At 67.8% G+C, this 13,855-nt stretch carries 14 protein-coding genes; 8 read left to right on the top strand and 6 right to left on the bottom strand.

Annotation, left to right across the window (positions count from 1 at the left end):
- The first annotated feature begins 1 nt into the window (after window position 1).
- The 4 genes from LAJ19_RS06215 (at window position 2) to LAJ19_RS06200 (ending at window position 2,687) form a co-directional block, all read left to right on the top strand.
- Window positions 2-571, top strand: coding sequence for a hypothetical protein (locus LAJ19_RS06215; RefSeq protein WP_225477622.1), 570 nt, complete (start codon window positions 2-4; stop codon window positions 569-571).
- Window positions 572-648: 77 nt separating this feature from the next.
- Complete coding sequence (locus LAJ19_RS06210) at window positions 649-1,062, top strand: Rrf2 family transcriptional regulator (protein ID WP_225477620.1); 414 nt, start codon at window positions 649-651, stop codon at window positions 1,060-1,062.
- Window positions 1,063-1,130: 68 nt separating this feature from the next.
- Window positions 1,131-1,988, top strand: a complete 858-nt coding sequence (locus tag LAJ19_RS06205; RefSeq protein ID WP_225477618.1) for an SDR family oxidoreductase — start codon at window positions 1,131-1,133, stop codon at window positions 1,986-1,988.
- A 96-nt stretch (window positions 1,989-2,084) separates the two neighbouring features.
- Window positions 2,085-2,687 (top strand): histidine phosphatase family protein, encoded by a 603-nt coding sequence (locus LAJ19_RS06200; RefSeq protein WP_225477616.1) that lies wholly within the window; start codon window positions 2,085-2,087, stop codon window positions 2,685-2,687.
- Between the two features lie 93 nt (window positions 2,688-2,780).
- On the opposite strand, the gene aspS is transcribed toward LAJ19_RS06200, so the two are convergent.
- From aspS to LAJ19_RS06185, 3 genes are all read right to left on the bottom strand, one after another.
- Window positions 2,781-4,511, bottom strand: coding sequence for an aspartate--tRNA ligase (aspS, locus tag LAJ19_RS06195; protein WP_225477615.1), 1,731 nt, complete (start codon window positions 4,509-4,511; stop codon window positions 2,781-2,783).
- Window positions 4,508-5,803 carry a histidine--tRNA ligase gene (gene hisS, locus LAJ19_RS06190; protein ID WP_225477614.1) on the bottom strand — a complete coding sequence of 432 codons (1,296 nt, stop codon included), beginning with the start codon at window positions 5,801-5,803 and terminating at the stop codon, window positions 4,508-4,510. Before hisS ends, aspS begins: the two co-directional genes overlap by 4 nt.
- Before the next feature lie 116 nt (window positions 5,804-5,919).
- Window positions 5,920-6,291 (bottom strand): IPT/TIG domain-containing protein, encoded by a 372-nt coding sequence (locus LAJ19_RS06185; protein ID WP_225477613.1) that lies wholly within the window; start codon window positions 6,289-6,291, stop codon window positions 5,920-5,922.
- A 26-nt stretch (window positions 6,292-6,317) separates the two neighbouring features.
- Between LAJ19_RS06185 and LAJ19_RS06180 the strand changes: the two genes are divergently transcribed.
- Window positions 6,318-7,277, top strand: coding sequence for a diacylglycerol/lipid kinase family protein (locus LAJ19_RS06180; protein ID WP_225477612.1), 960 nt, complete (start codon window positions 6,318-6,320; stop codon window positions 7,275-7,277).
- Between the two features lie 143 nt (window positions 7,278-7,420).
- Here the strand turns inward: LAJ19_RS06180 and LAJ19_RS06175 are convergent, their stop codons facing one another.
- Both LAJ19_RS06175 and lnt read right to left on the bottom strand, forming a co-directional pair.
- Window positions 7,421-8,389 (bottom strand): tyrosine-type recombinase/integrase, encoded by a 969-nt coding sequence (locus tag LAJ19_RS06175; RefSeq protein WP_225477599.1) that lies wholly within the window; start codon window positions 8,387-8,389, stop codon window positions 7,421-7,423.
- 59 nt (window positions 8,390-8,448) lie between these two features.
- Window positions 8,449-9,960 carry an apolipoprotein N-acyltransferase gene (gene lnt / locus LAJ19_RS06170; protein ID WP_349774831.1) on the bottom strand — a complete coding sequence of 504 codons (1,512 nt, stop codon included), beginning with the start codon at window positions 9,958-9,960 and terminating at the stop codon, window positions 8,449-8,451.
- Window positions 9,961-10,033: 73 nt separating this feature from the next.
- On the opposite strand from lnt, the gene LAJ19_RS06165 reads away from it, so the two are divergent.
- A complete protein-coding gene (locus LAJ19_RS06165) occupies window positions 10,034-10,738 on the top strand; it encodes a metallophosphoesterase family protein (RefSeq protein WP_225477595.1) in 705 nt (234 codons plus the stop codon).
- Between the two features lie 64 nt (window positions 10,739-10,802).
- Here LAJ19_RS06165 and LAJ19_RS06160 read toward each other — a convergent pair whose 3' ends face one another.
- Window positions 10,803-11,954 (bottom strand): alanine--glyoxylate aminotransferase family protein, encoded by a 1,152-nt coding sequence (locus tag LAJ19_RS06160; protein WP_225477593.1) that lies wholly within the window; start codon window positions 11,952-11,954, stop codon window positions 10,803-10,805.
- A 205-nt stretch (window positions 11,955-12,159) separates the two neighbouring features.
- On the opposite strand from LAJ19_RS06160, the gene LAJ19_RS06155 reads away from it, so the two are divergent.
- Window positions 12,160-12,861, top strand: coding sequence for an HAD family hydrolase (locus tag LAJ19_RS06155; protein ID WP_225477591.1), 702 nt, complete (start codon window positions 12,160-12,162; stop codon window positions 12,859-12,861).
- An 8-nt stretch (window positions 12,862-12,869) separates the two neighbouring features.
- The gene (locus LAJ19_RS06150) at window positions 12,870-13,853 is read left to right on the top strand and encodes a dipeptidase (RefSeq protein ID WP_225523212.1); all 984 of its coding nucleotides are present in this window, start codon (window positions 12,870-12,872) and stop codon (window positions 13,851-13,853) included.
- Window positions 13,854-13,855: the final 2 nt, after the last annotated feature.

The following is a 13,855-nucleotide window of genomic DNA, read 5'->3' as shown; positions in this document are numbered from 1 at the left end:
TATGAACCTCCGAGCGTTTCTTCTCACTGCGTTTCTCCTGTCTGCCGGGCAGGCGGGTGCGCTGACCGTGGCGGGGTCCGTGGAGGGCAGCGTGCCGCCGGATCTGCGCGTGGCGGGCGTGGTGGTCAGTCCGTTCGGTCAGGTGATTCAGGAAGTGGCGAGTGTGCCGGTGACGCAGGGACGGTTCACGCTGGAATTGCCCTCGGCGGCCCCGAGTGCCCGCGCTCAGGCGGTGCTGACCCCCCAGAACGTGACGTGGCCCGGCGTGATTGATCCGGTGCAGGTGAGTGCGCAGGCGCAGGTGGCAGAACTGAAGTTCTTCACGTACCGCGACGTGAACAACAATGGGCGCCGCGATGAGAACGAGGCGCTGCGTGAGGTGACGGCGCAGGTGCGCGGCGCGAGTCTGTTCGTGGTGTGGGTCAACACGGACGTGACGGTCACGGCGAGCAAGGGGTTCCAGGCGCCGCTCAGGCGGGGCTGGAATGCCTTCCTGCTGGATGTGGGGCGCGTGGTGAAGGTGCAGCCGTTTGCGGACAGTACTGTGGTGACGGTCCGCGTGGGGCGCTGAGGCGCGGGCCGTGTGGTCCGCTCTTGACTTCCCCCATCCTGTAAGTAAAATAATTACAGGTTGGAGGAGGTGATGCGGTGAACAGTCAATTCGCGGTGGCGGTGCACGTTCTGTCCCTGGTCAGTCAGTTCCCTCAGCACAGCAGCTCCGCGGACCTGGCAGCCAGCGTCGGGACCAATCCGGTCGTGATCCGCAACATCTGTGGACAGCTGCGCCGGGCCGGACTCCTGCAGACGCAGCAGGGCGTCAGCGGGGCCCACCTGACCCGCCTGCCCGCCGACATCACCCTGCTGGACGTGTACCGCGCTGTAAACGGCGCTGCATCGGTGTTCCGGATACATGAGCATCCGCACCCGAACTGCCCGGTGGGCGCCCACATCCAGGCCACCCTCGACGTCCGGTTTGTCCAGGCGCAGGCTGCTCTGGAAGCGGAGCTTGCGCAGACCACGCTGGCGGATGTCATGGGGGACCTGGCCGCCCGCGCCGGTTGAGCTTCCCATCCCCAACATGTAATCAAAACGGTTACCACCTGTTCGCCTCTCACCCCAAGGAGCCCAGCATGATCGCCATCACCGGAGCCACCGGCCACCTCGGCCACCTCGTTATCCAGACCCTCCTGCACCGCGGCGTGCCTGCCCACAGCATCGCCGCCCTCGTCCGCAACCCGGAGAAGGCCGCCGCACTCGCCGCGAAGGGCGTCCAGGTCCGTACCGCCGACTACACGCAGCCGGACACCCTGCGCGCCGCACTCCAGGGCGTGGACCGCCTGCTCCTCATCTCCAGCAACGACTACAACGACCGGCCCGGCCAGCACCGCAACGTGATTCACGCGGCCCGTGACGCCGGCGTTCAGCTCATCGCGTACACCAGCATCCTGAACGCCAACCGGTCCGCCATGATCCTCGCCGCTGACCACAAAGCCACCGAGGACATCCTCCGGACCTCCGGCGTCCCCTTCGCGTTGCTGCGTAACGGCTGGTACACGGAGAACTACACCGGCAGCCTGACCCAGACCCTGGACCAGGGCGCGCTTCTGGGTGCAGCCGGCACCCACGCCTTTCAACCCGCCACGCGCCAGGATTACGCCGAAGCGGCCGCCGTCGTCCTCACGACAGTCGGGCACGAAAGGAAGACGTACGAACTCGCTGGCGATGAAGCTGTGACCCTCGACGCGATCGCCGAGGCCTTCACCCAGGTGAGCGGCCGCCCAGTGCAGTACCACAATCTGAGCGCCGACGAATACGCCCGCACTCTCGTGGGCTTTGGCGTGCCCGAAGGGTTTGCCGCGGTGCTGGCTGACAGTGACACGGGAATCACCCGCGGAGACCTCAGCACCGATGGCCGTGATCTCAGCCGCCTGATCGGGCGCCCCACCACCGCCCTGAGCCAGGCAGTCCGTGACGCGCTGAACTCCTGATCCCCAGTCAGGCCAGAGCGGCCTCTCAGGACAGGACGGTTCTGGGTGGCCGTTTTTTTTAGCCTGATACGGTGCTGCTCACCTAGACTCTTCTGCATGCAACTCTGGGTGATCCGGCATGCAGAAACGAAGGGCAACACCGCGGGCATCCTGCGCGGCGCCGCCAGCGCCCAGGATGAGATTACGGAGACCGGGCACGCTCAGGCACGTGCGCTGGCTGAGCACCTGAGCAGGGGAGAGCCTCGCCCGCTGGCGGTGTACGCCAGCCGTTACCGGCGGGCGCAGCAGACGGCCGAACCTCTCGCCCAGCGGCTGGGGTGTGCCGTGCAGATCCTCGATGGCCTCCATGAATTGGACTGCGGTGCCTGGGCCGGCCAGCCCTACTCGGCGCTCCGGGAACATCCGGAACAACTGACGCTGGCGAACGGCGACCTGGGCTTCCGGGGAGGCGAGACTTTTGAAGGGATCGCTCACCGGTTCCTCCGTGATCTGAACGCGTTGCCGGTCCAGAACAGCGCTGTTGTTTCTCACGGGGGAATTATCCGGATTGGCCTGACTGCTCTTCTGGCGCTGGATCAGCGGAAGGCGTGGCGCCAGGGGCTGTTCCTTCTGGGAAATACAGGTTTTGTCCGCCTGGAGAAACAGGAGAATCAATGGACGTTAGCTGAAACCCAGCCTCTTCCTGACTGGTCAAAATGATTTAAAGAAATAGAATTTTCACGATCCGGATAAATCGTGAATACTTTCACTTGCTTTATCTGGAAAAAAAGGAGGGCTTCACCTCCTTCCTTCCTATTCTGTTGCCAACGCCAGCCCCACGTCAGCCAGCTGCGTGGTGTCCACAGGGGAGGGCGCGAGGGCCATCAGGTCCACCCCGCGGTTGTTCTTGGGGAAAGCAATCACTTCGCGGATGCTGGTGGCGCCGCTCATGACCATGATCAGACGGTCAAACCCCCAGGCGATGCCTCCGTGCGGGGGCGTACCGTACTCGAGGGCGTCCATGAAGAACCCGAATTTCTCGTTGGCCTGTTCGGGGGTGAAGCCGATGGCCTGGAACATGCGGCCTTGCACTTCCGGGTCGTGAATGCGGATGCTGCCGCCCCCCACCTCATACCCGTTGAGCACCAGGTCGTACGCCTGGGCGCGAATCTCGCCCTGACGGGCCGTGCCGAACAGCGGCAGGTCGTCCGGGTGCGGAGCGGTGAACGGGTGGTGCATGTACGTCCAGGTGCCGCTGTCCTCGTCGAATTCGAGTTGGGGGAATTCGGTGACCCAGGACACGTGGAACTGCGGGCCGGTGGCCGCGAGGTTGAACAGGTCGCGCAGTGCCAGGCGGACGGCGCCGAGGGCGGACACGGCTTTCTTCCAGTCTCCGGCGGCGAAGAGCAGGGTGCCGCCGTGCGCGACGCCGGTGCGGGTGAGCAGGGCGGGGGTCTGGGCGGCGACAAATTTGCTGATGCCGCCGGTGAAGGTGTCCCCGTCGCGTTTGAGCCACGCGAGGCCGCGCGCGCCGTTCTGTTTGGCGATGCGTTCGAGTTCGTCAATCTGTTTGCGGGTCAGTTCGGGGGCCGCGATGACTTTCACGGTCTGCGCCTCCGCGAACGCTTTGAACTCGCCGCCCTGGAAGAGGTCGGTGACGTCGGTGAAGGCCAGGTCGAAGCGCAGGTCGGGTTTGTCGGACCCGTAGCGGTTCATGGCGTCCATGTAGGGGATGCGGGGGAACGGCACGGGCAGTTCAATGCCGAGCGTCTGGCGGAACACGTGTGCCAGGAGCTGCTCCTGAATCTCGAGGACGTCGTCCTGGTCAACGAAGCTGAGTTCCATGTCCAGCTGCGTGAAGTCGGGCTGGCGGTCGGCGCGGAGGTCCTCGTCGCGGAAGCAGCGGGCCAGCTGGTAGTAGCGGTCGTACCCGGCGATCATCAGCATCTGCTTGAACAGCTGCGGGCTCTGCGGCAGGGCGTAGAACTCTCCGGGGTTCTGGCGGCTGGGCACGAGGAAGTCGCGGGCACCTTCGGGGGTGGACTTGGTGAGCATGGGCGTTTCGACCTGCACGAAGCCGTGCTCGTCGAGGAAGGCCGTGACGGCCGCCACGGCTTTGCTACGGAGCATCAGGTTGCGCTGCATGTCGGGGCGGCGCAGGTCCAGGTAGCGGTACTTCAGGCGGATGTCCTCGGCGACGCTGTCACCTTTTTCCAGCTCGAAGGGGGGGGTTTTGGCGGTGTTCAGGACGCGCACGCGCGTGGCAATCACTTCGTAGTCGGCGAGGCCGCCTTTGCGCTGGCTTTCCGGGCGGGTCTGGTACGTGCCTTCGATTTCGGTGACGTACTCGGCGCGCAGGCGGTCCGCGTCCGCGAACGCGGCCGAGTCCGGCTCGACCTGCACCTGCACCATGCCGCTGCGGTCGCGCAGTTCCAGGAAGATCAGGCCGCCCAGGTCGCGGCGGCGGTTCACCCAGCCGTGCAGGGTGACGGTCTGGCCGGCGTGCGTGTCGTTGAGATGGCCGATCAGGGCGGTGCGTTTCATGCTTGCTCCTGGAGGAAGGTGGGAAGTTCGGTGGCGGCGAGGCTGCGCTGCTCACCAGTCCTGATGTTCTTGAGGCTGAGGGTGCCCTGCGTGACCTCGTCGGTCCCGAGGAGGGCGACCCAGTGCGCGCCGCGCCGTTCGGCGTCGCGGAAGGCGGCGGCGGGTTTCATCGCGCGGTACGCGAACTCCGCGCGGGCGTGCGCGCGGGCGCTCATGGCGGTGCGTGCGGCGTGCGGGACGTTCACCTCGTCCAGCGCGGCCACGTAGAGAAGTGGCCCGGTGATCTCGGGGAGGGCCATGCCTTCGGCCTCCAGCGCCAGCAGGAGCCGCTCGACACCGAACGCCCAGCCGATTCCGGGAAGCGCCTCCTTGCCGCCGAGTTCCTGCGCCAGTCCGTCATAGCGGCCCCCGCCACCCAGCGCGGACTTCGCGCCCACGCCCTCGTGGTGCAGTTCCCACGCCGTGCGGCGGTAGTAGTCCAGGCCGCGCACGATGCTCGGGTCGATGTCGAACGCCACGCCCCACTCGGTCAGGTAGGCCTGCACGGCGCGGAAGTGCGCGCCCGCCTCCTCACCCAGGAAGTCCAGCATGGGTTTCACGCCAAGCTCCGCCAGCAGTTCCTGGTCCGCGGCGCTCTTGCTGTCCAGGATCCGCATGGGGTTGCGGGTCAGGCGGTCCTTCGAGTCGTCCGACAGGCGCTCCAGGTGCGGCGTGAACAGCTCGCGCAGGTAGGTGTTGTAGCGCTCGCGGTCCTCCGGGTCGCCGATGCTGCCCAGTTTCACGCGCACGCCCGTCAGGCCCAGTTCACGCACCACGCCCACCATCAGCGCGATCGCCTCGGCGTCCACCAGCGCGTCGGTGGACCCCAGCACCTCGTAGTCCACCTGATGGAACTGCCGTAACCGCCCGCGCTGCTGCCGCTCCGCGCGGAACATTGGCCCGTGCGTCCACAACTTCAGCGGCGCCGGCAGCTGCTTCAGGCCGTTTTGCAGGTACGCCCGCACGATCGCCGCCGTCCCTTCGGGGCGCAGGATGTACCCGCCGTGATTCCCGAAGTAGTACACGGTGAACATCTCTTTGCGCACGATGTCTGTGGTGCCTCCCACGCCGCGCTGCACGAGGTCCGCCTCCTCGAACAGGGGCGTGTCGATGCGCTGCGCGCCTGCGCGTTCCAGAACGCGCCTTGCCTTCTCCACCAGCCAGCCGTGCGCCTGCGCCGAAACGTCAAGCGTGAGTTTCGGACTCGATGCCGGAAGGTGATCTTCAGTGCCCTTGGGGCGGGTGATCGCCATAACCCGAGCAGCATAGCGCCTGCACGGCAAAACCCCCATCCGCCGACCGGCTCACACACCCCAACAGGGGAGGGGCGGCTCCGGACTCCCGGAAACCGCCCCCACGCTTCGCGGCCTTACTGCCGGACGCTGAACGGCAGGCCCGTGGATCGTTTCCCGCCCACCTCCACGAACAGCCAGCTTGCCCCGACAGGCGCGTCGCTGGGCACAGTCAGAACGATCTCGGTGTCCGTCCAGGACTGCACGGCGGTGGCGGGGAACAGGTACCCGCCGTCACCCTGCTCGTTGGCGCCGAGGCGCACGCGGCCCGTGGACGGCCCGCCCAGGTAGCGGCCCTGCACCGTGACCGTCGCGCCGCGCGCGGCCCCTTCGGACACCTTGATCAGCATGGGCGTCACGGTCACCATCTGCGCCGCGCCCTGCTGCGTGGGTGCGCAGGACACCACCGCACCAGCCATCAGTAAAGAAGCAACCAAGAATCGCAGCATGTTTTACCCTCCGTACGCGCAGTCTAATGCATGGGATGACTTCCGAAGTCCCTCCCGCGACCGGCCCCCTGACTGGCAAACGAGTGCTCGTGGTGTTCAACCCGAAGAGTGGCAGCGGTGACAACGAACTGCCGAACTTCCTGACCCTGCTGCGTCAGGACGGAGCGGAGGTCGTGGAACGTGAACTGAATCCGGATGTGCCCATCAGCGAGTGCGTGCAGGACATTGAGGCGTTCGCGTATCTGGTCGGGGCGGGCGGGGACGGCACGGTGAGCAGCCTCGCGTACGCGGCCCGCTACCGCAATGTGCCCATGCTGGCGTTCCCGGCCGGCACGGCGAACCTCATCGCGCAGAACCTCGATCTTCCGCACGACGCCGCGACGCTGCTGGAGATCATGCGCGACGGCCACAGCCTCCGGGTGGATATGGGCGAGATTGAGGTGAAGGGCGAGACGAGCGGCTTCTGCATGCTGGCCGGCGCTGGCGCGGACGCCAGCATGATCCGCGACAGTGAGGAACTCAAGGAACGTTTCGGGGCGCTCGCGTACGTGATGAGCGCCATGAAGCAGCTGAATCCCAAGAAGACGACGTTTCTCCTGAAGATCGACGGGGAGCCGCGAGAATTTGAAGGGATTGGCGTGATGATCGCGAATTTCGGGATGGCCAACTACCGCCTGCCGATCACGAGCGACATCAGCCCCAGTGACGGACGGTTTACGGTAATTCTCATGAAGGCCGGGAACATCATGCGGCTCATTCCGAACCTGATTGATTCCGTGCGCGTTAAAATGAACCTCGGTGACCCGGTGTTCAGCGGCAACCTGGAGACCATCGAAGCCAAGCAGGTGGAAGTGGACGCCGTCGAGCCGTTCCCACTGCAGTTTGACGGGGAACTGCACGTGGAGACCACGCCGTTCCATGCCCGGATTCTGCCCGGCGCCATTCAGTTTCTCACCCGGGCCCGCCGCGACGACATCGAAACCTGAGCAGGCAGGGCTCGTCTGACGGCTCAACGAGTCGTTGCGTTCATCTGCCGGGTTCTCACTTGGTCCCAGACTACGTGAAAACAGTTGCCTCCCAGGAGGCCCAGGAAGGCCCCTGCGACGGCGCCTGAGGGGGACAGCACCCCCTAACGGAAGGCCTCGACCGCTTCATCCAGATCATCCTCGGGGAGTTCCACGTACCGGCGGGTGGTATCAACCTGTTCGTGCCCCAGGAACCCGGCCACCCGCGTGAAGTCCTTCACCGCGGCGTACAGCTGCGTGCCCGCGTACTTCCGGCCTGCATGGAAGCCCCGGAACTCATGCTCCCGGCCGCATTTCAGCGCCAGCCGCTGCAGCCGCTCATACGCACTCGAGTACGCCCGGAACGGCAGCACGAACCCGCCCTCCAGGCTCCCGGCACTCCGCAGGCCTTCCAGGGCCTCACGCAGACGCGCGCTGAGCGGCACCAGACGCGCTTTATCCCCCTTACCGTGGGCCACGAGCAGCCGCCGCCCGGACAGGTTCACGTGCGACCATTCGACCGCGAGGGCCTCCGCGATCCGCAGGCCCGCGTGGGTGAGCAGCAGCAGCAGCGCCGCCTCGTGCGGGTCGGCCTCGGCTAGCATCGCCTGCACGAAGTCCGCGCGATAGGGCGGGTTCTTCACCACGCCTTTCGTGCGGTCCTTCGGGCGTTTCACGTCCGTAAACGGGTCGGCGTCCGTGGCGCCCGCCCAGCGCAGCGCGCGGTACAGCGCTCCGGCGGCCGCCACGCGGGCCTGCACAGTCGCCGGCTTCAGGCCCGACGCGGTGAGGGCCGCCACGTACAGCGCCGGTTCACGCCGGCCTGGATGCAGGAGGTTCCAGGCGTTCGAGCTGGCGTGCTCCAGCAGCACCTCAATGCCTTTGCGGTAGGCGCGCAGCGTGTGCGGGCTGAGTTTCACCCCGGCGCTGGTTTCGCTGCTGAGGTAGGACAGGGTGAGGGCCCACAGGTCGTTCAGGTTTTTGTCACGCGCGGCGGTGACGGCCCGGACGCGCAGGGCTTCGTCGGTGAGGCCGGCCAGGGCGCGCGCCTGGGCGAGTCGGTCGCCCGCGTACAGGGTCAGGCTCTCGGTCATGGGAGCCGATGATAACATGCATTATCAACGGCACTCGCATGCTGCACTGGAACTCGCCCTTACAGCCGCTCCCGCCGCGTCACGCCAAACGCCACCATCCCCAGGGCCAGCACCAGCGCCAAGCTATCCCCAGTCCGCATGTACAGCGTCGCGCCGCTCAGCAGGCGGGGCCGCACATCCAGCGTCCGCAACTGCGAGCCGGCCGCGATGGTCTGCACCGGCTCACCCAGGTCGTTCACGGCGCCCGCCACGCCGTTGTTCACACTGCGCACCAGCCAGCGGCGGGTTTCGATGGCGCGCACGCGGCCCATGCTGAAGTGCTGCTGCACACCCCAGCCCTGGTACCAGCCGTCGTTGCTGGGGTTCACGAGCACCTGCGCGCCGGTGTTCGCCAGGCGGCGGGCCACCCACGGAAACACACTGTCGTAACAGATGTACACGCCGTACTGAACGCCGTTCAGGTTCAGGGGCGTGGGGCTCAGGTTGCGGGGCATGGCGCCGAGGGGAAAGTTGAGAGTGCGTTCCAGGACGTCGTACAGGGGCGTGAGAATGGGACGGAACGGGAACAGCTCGCCGAACGGCACGGGCTGCGCTTTGGCGTTGACGCTCCGGAGCGTGCCGGCAGCGTCGATGCTGGCGACGGTGTTGAATTCCCGGTAGGCTCCGGGCTGCCGGATGGGGTCTGGGCCGGGTGGCGTGATCTGCTCGAGTCCGCCGATACCACTGATGCCGGGGCCAGGGAAGTCAGGGACCGTCTGGCCGGGCTGGGGCCGGGTACCGGAGAAGCTCACGGCCCCTTCGCTCCAGACGATGACGCTGCCTGTGGGACGTCTGAGACTGGCGGCTCGCTGCTCCGCGAACTGCTGCTCGCTGCTGATTGCGCCCGTGGCCCGGCCGAACGCGTCGAAGGTGACGCGCAGGACGCGCATGGGCTGTTCGGGGCCGGCGCCGGGCGTGCGCGTCAGACCGTACGCCAGGGCGAGCGCCCAGGCGAGCACGGCCAGCAGGGCCGGGCCGTACGAACGCCTCCCCCACTGCGCCCGCTCCAGCCACGCGTGAGCCAGCGCGGCGGCCGTGCCGGCCACGAGGACGCTGCCCAGCAGCACGCCGCCCAGGTCTGCGATCTGAATGGCCGGCGTGGGCAGCAGCGTGTACCCCAGGGTGGGCCAGGGGAATGCCAGAGGACCGAGGAACCGCAGCCATTCCAGCAGCACCCAGCCGCCTGCCAGGGTCCACACGCGGCCGGTGGGGGTCCAGGCGATCCGGGCAGCAAACAACGCCATGACCGCCAGGAAGGCGCCTTCGAGGGCGAACAGCACACTGGCGAGCAGTGCCAGCGGCGGGAACTGCAGGAGGTTCACCAGGAACGCTCCGAGCCACCACAGGTGCAGGCCGAAGTACCCGAAGCCCACCCAGAACGCCCGCCCGGCACTGCCGCGTGCGGTGGGCGCCCGGGCCAGGAAGACAAGGATGAGGGCGAGCGGCAGGGGGGTCAGGGCACTCCAGGGCAGCGGGAGGCCGCACGCGGCCAGGGCCAGGCCGAGCAGCAGCGCGAGGGCGGGAACGGGCATGCGGGCCATGATAGGGGGCACTGGGGGGCATGAAGGTGGAGTGCAGCGGCTGATGCTTTAGGATGGTCGTACTTTGAGACTGGCTTTCATCAGTGACATTCATGGCAACATTCACGCCCTGACCGCCGTGAAACGCTTCCTGGCCGAGAACATTGTGAACCAGGTGATTGTGGTGGGCGACCTTGTGGGCTACGGCGCCAGCCCGGGGCCGGTGATTGATTTCGTGCGGCGTGAAGGCTGGGTGGTGGGCCTGGGTTCCAGTGACATGCGCGTGGCGATGGACATGGGTGACCGCGCCGACCGGAAGGGTGTGGCCGACCAGGTGCTGAGCTGGACGAAGAAGATGCTCTCTCCCGAGCAGGTGGATTTTCTGCGGCGCCTGCCGCCCGGGGGGCGGCTGATGACGCCGGTGGGCCGCGTACGTTACTTTCACGGTAGCCCGCACGACCCGGAGCAGCGGCTGGACCTGATGGCAGCTGAGCGCGACCTGGAGGCGCTGGCGGATTCGCTGGGTTCACGGGTGATCGTGGTGGGCGGCACGCACGTGCCCTTCACGCGGGTGGTGGGGGACACGACGTTCGTGGATCCGGGCAGTGTGGGCCTGACTCTGAATCATGAACCGGGTGCGGACGTGGTAATCGTGGACTGCGTGGGGCGTAAACCGAAGGTGTCGCTGCACAAGGTGACGTACGATTTTGCGTCGAGCGCGTTCGACATCATGGCGTGGAACCTGCCGCCCGTGATCGCGGACGTGATTCGCACCGGCCGGATGGGCTGACAGGGCAACGCAAGGCGATCGGGGGGCGGAGCATCATGCTCCGCCCCCCTCGCGGCGTGCGCCGTCAGGCGTGAACGGGCTGCGGGGTCAGTGCCTCCAGGAACCGGTCGGCGAGCCCGCGTTCGCCGAGCAGCTCTTCCAGGGCGCGCATCAGCGTGAGGTACGGCGCGGGGCGGGCCGTTTCGCCCATCAGTCCCAGACGCCAGATCAGGCCGGCCGTCGGGCCCAGGCCACCGGTGACGCTGATCTCGCGGGTCCGCAGGGCGCGGCGGATGCCGGCGTCGTCGAACCCTTCGGGGAGGCGCAGGGCCAGCACGGTGGGCAGCCGGTCCTCCGGCCGGCGGACGTAGGGCGTGAAGCCCAGGGGCGCCAGGGCCAGCTCGATGGCCTGCCCGACCTGCTGCACGCGCGCCTGCCGGTTCTCGAGGCCCTCGTCGAGGGCGGCGCGCAGCGCGGCGTGCAGCGCGAAGTGCAGGTTCACGGGCACGGTGTGATGGTACGAGTGGTCCTCCCAGTAGTCGCGCAGGCCCTCGAAGTCGCAGTACCACAGGGGCGTGGGGGCCCGGCGGGCGCTGAAGCGCGCGAATGCCCGTTCGCTGATCGCGACGGGCGCGAGGCCAGGAGGGGCGCTGAGGCACTTCTGGGCGCCGGTATACGCGTAGTCCACGCCCCAGTCGGCCATGTGGAAGGGTTCCATGCCGGCGGTCGTGACGGCGTCGACGGTGAGCAGCGCGCCGCTTTCGCGCACGAGCCGCGCGATCTCCGGGACGGGGTTCAGCACGCCGGTGCTGGTTTCGCCGTGCACGACCGCGACCATCTGCACGCCGTCGAGGTGCGCGGCGACGTCGGCGGGTCTGATGGCCTCTCCGAGGGGCGCGGTGACGAGGCGCACGCGGGCGCCGTACCGGGCGGCCATTTCCGCCATGCGGCGGCCGAATGAGCCGTTGGCGCACACGAGCACGTCGTCGCCCGGCTCGACGAGGTTCGCGAAGCCCGCTTCCATGCCGAGACTGCCGGTGCCGGCCAGCAGCGCGGTGAAGGTGCTTTCTTCGGTGCCGTACATGACGCGCAGGTCCGCCTGGATCTCGCGGTTGAGGGCAAAGACCTCGGGGTCCATGTGGCCGAGCATGGGCCGCGTGAGGGCCTGCATGGCCCGCGGGTGGATCGGGGTGGGGCCGGGGGTCAGCAGGGTGTGCTCGGGGCGCGCGTCGGACATGCGACTCAGGCTAACCGAAATAGACCCTCTTAGCAACAATATTGCTGGATTAACCTGCATTTTGCCTAGGTCTGCTGGAATATTGCTAAAAATATCAAACACCGCATTTTTATTGCTACATTCTGAGGAATGCCGCTTGATTTCTGCAGGGTGCCCCCACCTCCGCGCTCACCCGGCGCCTCCACGGAGGACTAGCATGTCCCGCATGGCCCCACCCTCCCCCGTGCGCGCCGTCCTGTTCGACCGGGACGACACCATCGCCTTTACCGACCCTGGCGTGTACCGGGACGCGGCCCTGTGGGGCCAGGCGACCTTCGGACTCGATCCGCACACGTTCGGCGCGGCCCTGCACGAGCAGTGGCAACGGCGGGCCCTCTCCTGGTGGCACCTGCGCACCCCTGCGGACGAGGACGCCTTCTGGCAGGACTACGGCGTAGAGCTTGCCAACCAGCTGAACCTGAATGCCGCGCAGACCCAGGCGCTGATGAACCGCTGGCCGTACGAGGCCTACATGAAGCCGGTCCCGAACCCCCGTGAAGTCCTGCACCACCTGCGGAACCAGGGACTGCGGGTGGGCGTGCTGAGCAACACGCTGCCCAGCATTGACCGCACCCTGAAGTTCGTGGGCCTCGACGACCTGGTGGACGCGGCCGTCGCCACCTGCACGGTCGGCGTGCACAAACCCGAGCCCGGCGCGTACCTGCACGCCGCGCAGCAGCTCGGCGTGCCGCCGCGTGAGATCCTGTTCGTGGACGACAAGCAGGAGAACGTGGACGCCGCGCGCGCCGTGGGCATGCACGCCACCCTGATTGACCTGCGCGGCACGCACCCCGAAGCCATTCACGACCTGCAGGAGGTCCTGGCGCTTGTGGACGCGCTGAACGCGCACGGGACGGTGGACGTCTGAACGCTCCCATCCTGATTGACGGGCACCTGGACCTCGCCATGAACGCCGTGGACGGCCGCGATCTCACCCTGCCTCTGGACACCCTGCGCGCGCACGACCCAGTGCCGGGGCAGACGGCCACGGTGAGCTTCCCGGAACTGCGGGCGGCGGGCGTGCGCGTGTGCTTCGGCACGCTGTTCGCCCTGCCGCACAGCGCGGCCAGCCCGGCCGGGTACACCGGCCCCCAGGGTGCGCGCGCCCAGGCCCTGGCGCAACTGGACGTGTACCACCGCTGGCAGGACCAGGGGCACGTGCATCTCCTGCCGGACGCCGCCGCGGTCGCCGCCCACCTCGGCGACCCGGACGCGCCGCTCGGGGTGGTGCTGCTGATGGAAGGCGCCGACCCCATCCGGGACGCCAGCGACCTGCCTTTCTGGGTGCAGCGCGGGGTGCGGGTCATCGGCCCGGCCTGGGGCCGCACCCGGTACGCAGGCGGCACGGCCGCGCCCGGCCCGCTGACTCCGGCGGGCCACGACCTGGTGACCGCCATGCGCGACCTGGGGGTCACGCTGGACGCCTCCCACCTGGACGACGCCGCGTTCTGGGACGCCGCGCAGATCGGCCCGAAACTGATCGCCACGCACGCCAACAGCCGCGCCTTCGTGCCCGGCAACCGGCACCTCACGGACGACATGGTCCGCACGATCGCGCAGGCGGACGGGGTGATCGGCCTGGTGCTCCTGAACCGCTTCCTGCACCCCCTGCCCGAAGGCAGCCTGGAACGCGTGCCCCTTGCGACGCTCGCCGCGCACGCAGCGCACTACGCCTCGCTGGTCGGGTGGAACCGTGTGGCGCTCGGCACGGACCTCGACGGCGGCTTCGGCGCGGAGAAAACCCCCGCGGGCATCAACCGGTACCGCGACGTGCCCCAGGTGCTGGGCGCCCTGCCTGAAGCGGCCCGGCCGGGCATCGCGGCCGGAAACTGGGCGCGCTGGCTGACCACCCACCTCTGAAC

The sequence above is a fragment of the Deinococcus taeanensis genome (assembly GCF_020229735.1).
Taxonomy (GTDB): domain Bacteria; phylum Deinococcota; class Deinococci; order Deinococcales; family Deinococcaceae; genus Deinococcus; species Deinococcus taeanensis.
This window is presented reverse-complemented; position numbering and strand designations above follow the sequence as displayed.

Excerpts from the sequence above, each read along its gene's own strand:
- hisS (WP_225477614.1), bottom strand. The coding sequence starts at position 5,803 with ATGGCGATCACCCGCCCCAAGGGCACTGAAGATCACCTTCCGGCATCG.
- LAJ19_RS06185 (WP_225477613.1), bottom strand. The coding sequence starts at position 6,291 with ATGCTGCGATTCTTGGTTGCTTCTTTACTGATGGCTGGTGCGGTGGTG.
- LAJ19_RS06205 (WP_225477618.1), top strand. The coding sequence starts at position 1,131 with ATGATCGCCATCACCGGAGCCACCGGCCACCTCGGCCACCTCGTTATC.
- aspS (WP_225477615.1), bottom strand. The coding sequence starts at position 4,511 with ATGAAACGCACCGCCCTGATCGGCCATCTCAACGACACGCACGCCGGC.
- LAJ19_RS06200 (WP_225477616.1), top strand. The coding sequence starts at position 2,085 with ATGCAACTCTGGGTGATCCGGCATGCAGAAACGAAGGGCAACACCGCG.
- LAJ19_RS06180 (WP_225477612.1), top strand. The coding sequence starts at position 6,318 with ATGCATGGGATGACTTCCGAAGTCCCTCCCGCGACCGGCCCCCTGACT.
- LAJ19_RS06160 (WP_225477593.1), bottom strand. The coding sequence starts at position 11,954 with ATGTCCGACGCGCGCCCCGAGCACACCCTGCTGACCCCCGGCCCCACC.
- LAJ19_RS06215 (WP_225477622.1), top strand. The coding sequence starts at position 2 with ATGAACCTCCGAGCGTTTCTTCTCACTGCGTTTCTCCTGTCTGCCGGG.
- LAJ19_RS06155 (WP_225477591.1), top strand. The coding sequence starts at position 12,160 with ATGGCCCCACCCTCCCCCGTGCGCGCCGTCCTGTTCGACCGGGACGAC.
- lnt (WP_349774831.1), bottom strand. The coding sequence starts at position 9,960 with ATGCCCGTTCCCGCCCTCGCGCTGCTGCTCGGCCTGGCCCTGGCCGCG.
- LAJ19_RS06175 (WP_225477599.1), bottom strand. The coding sequence starts at position 8,389 with ATGACCGAGAGCCTGACCCTGTACGCGGGCGACCGACTCGCCCAGGCG.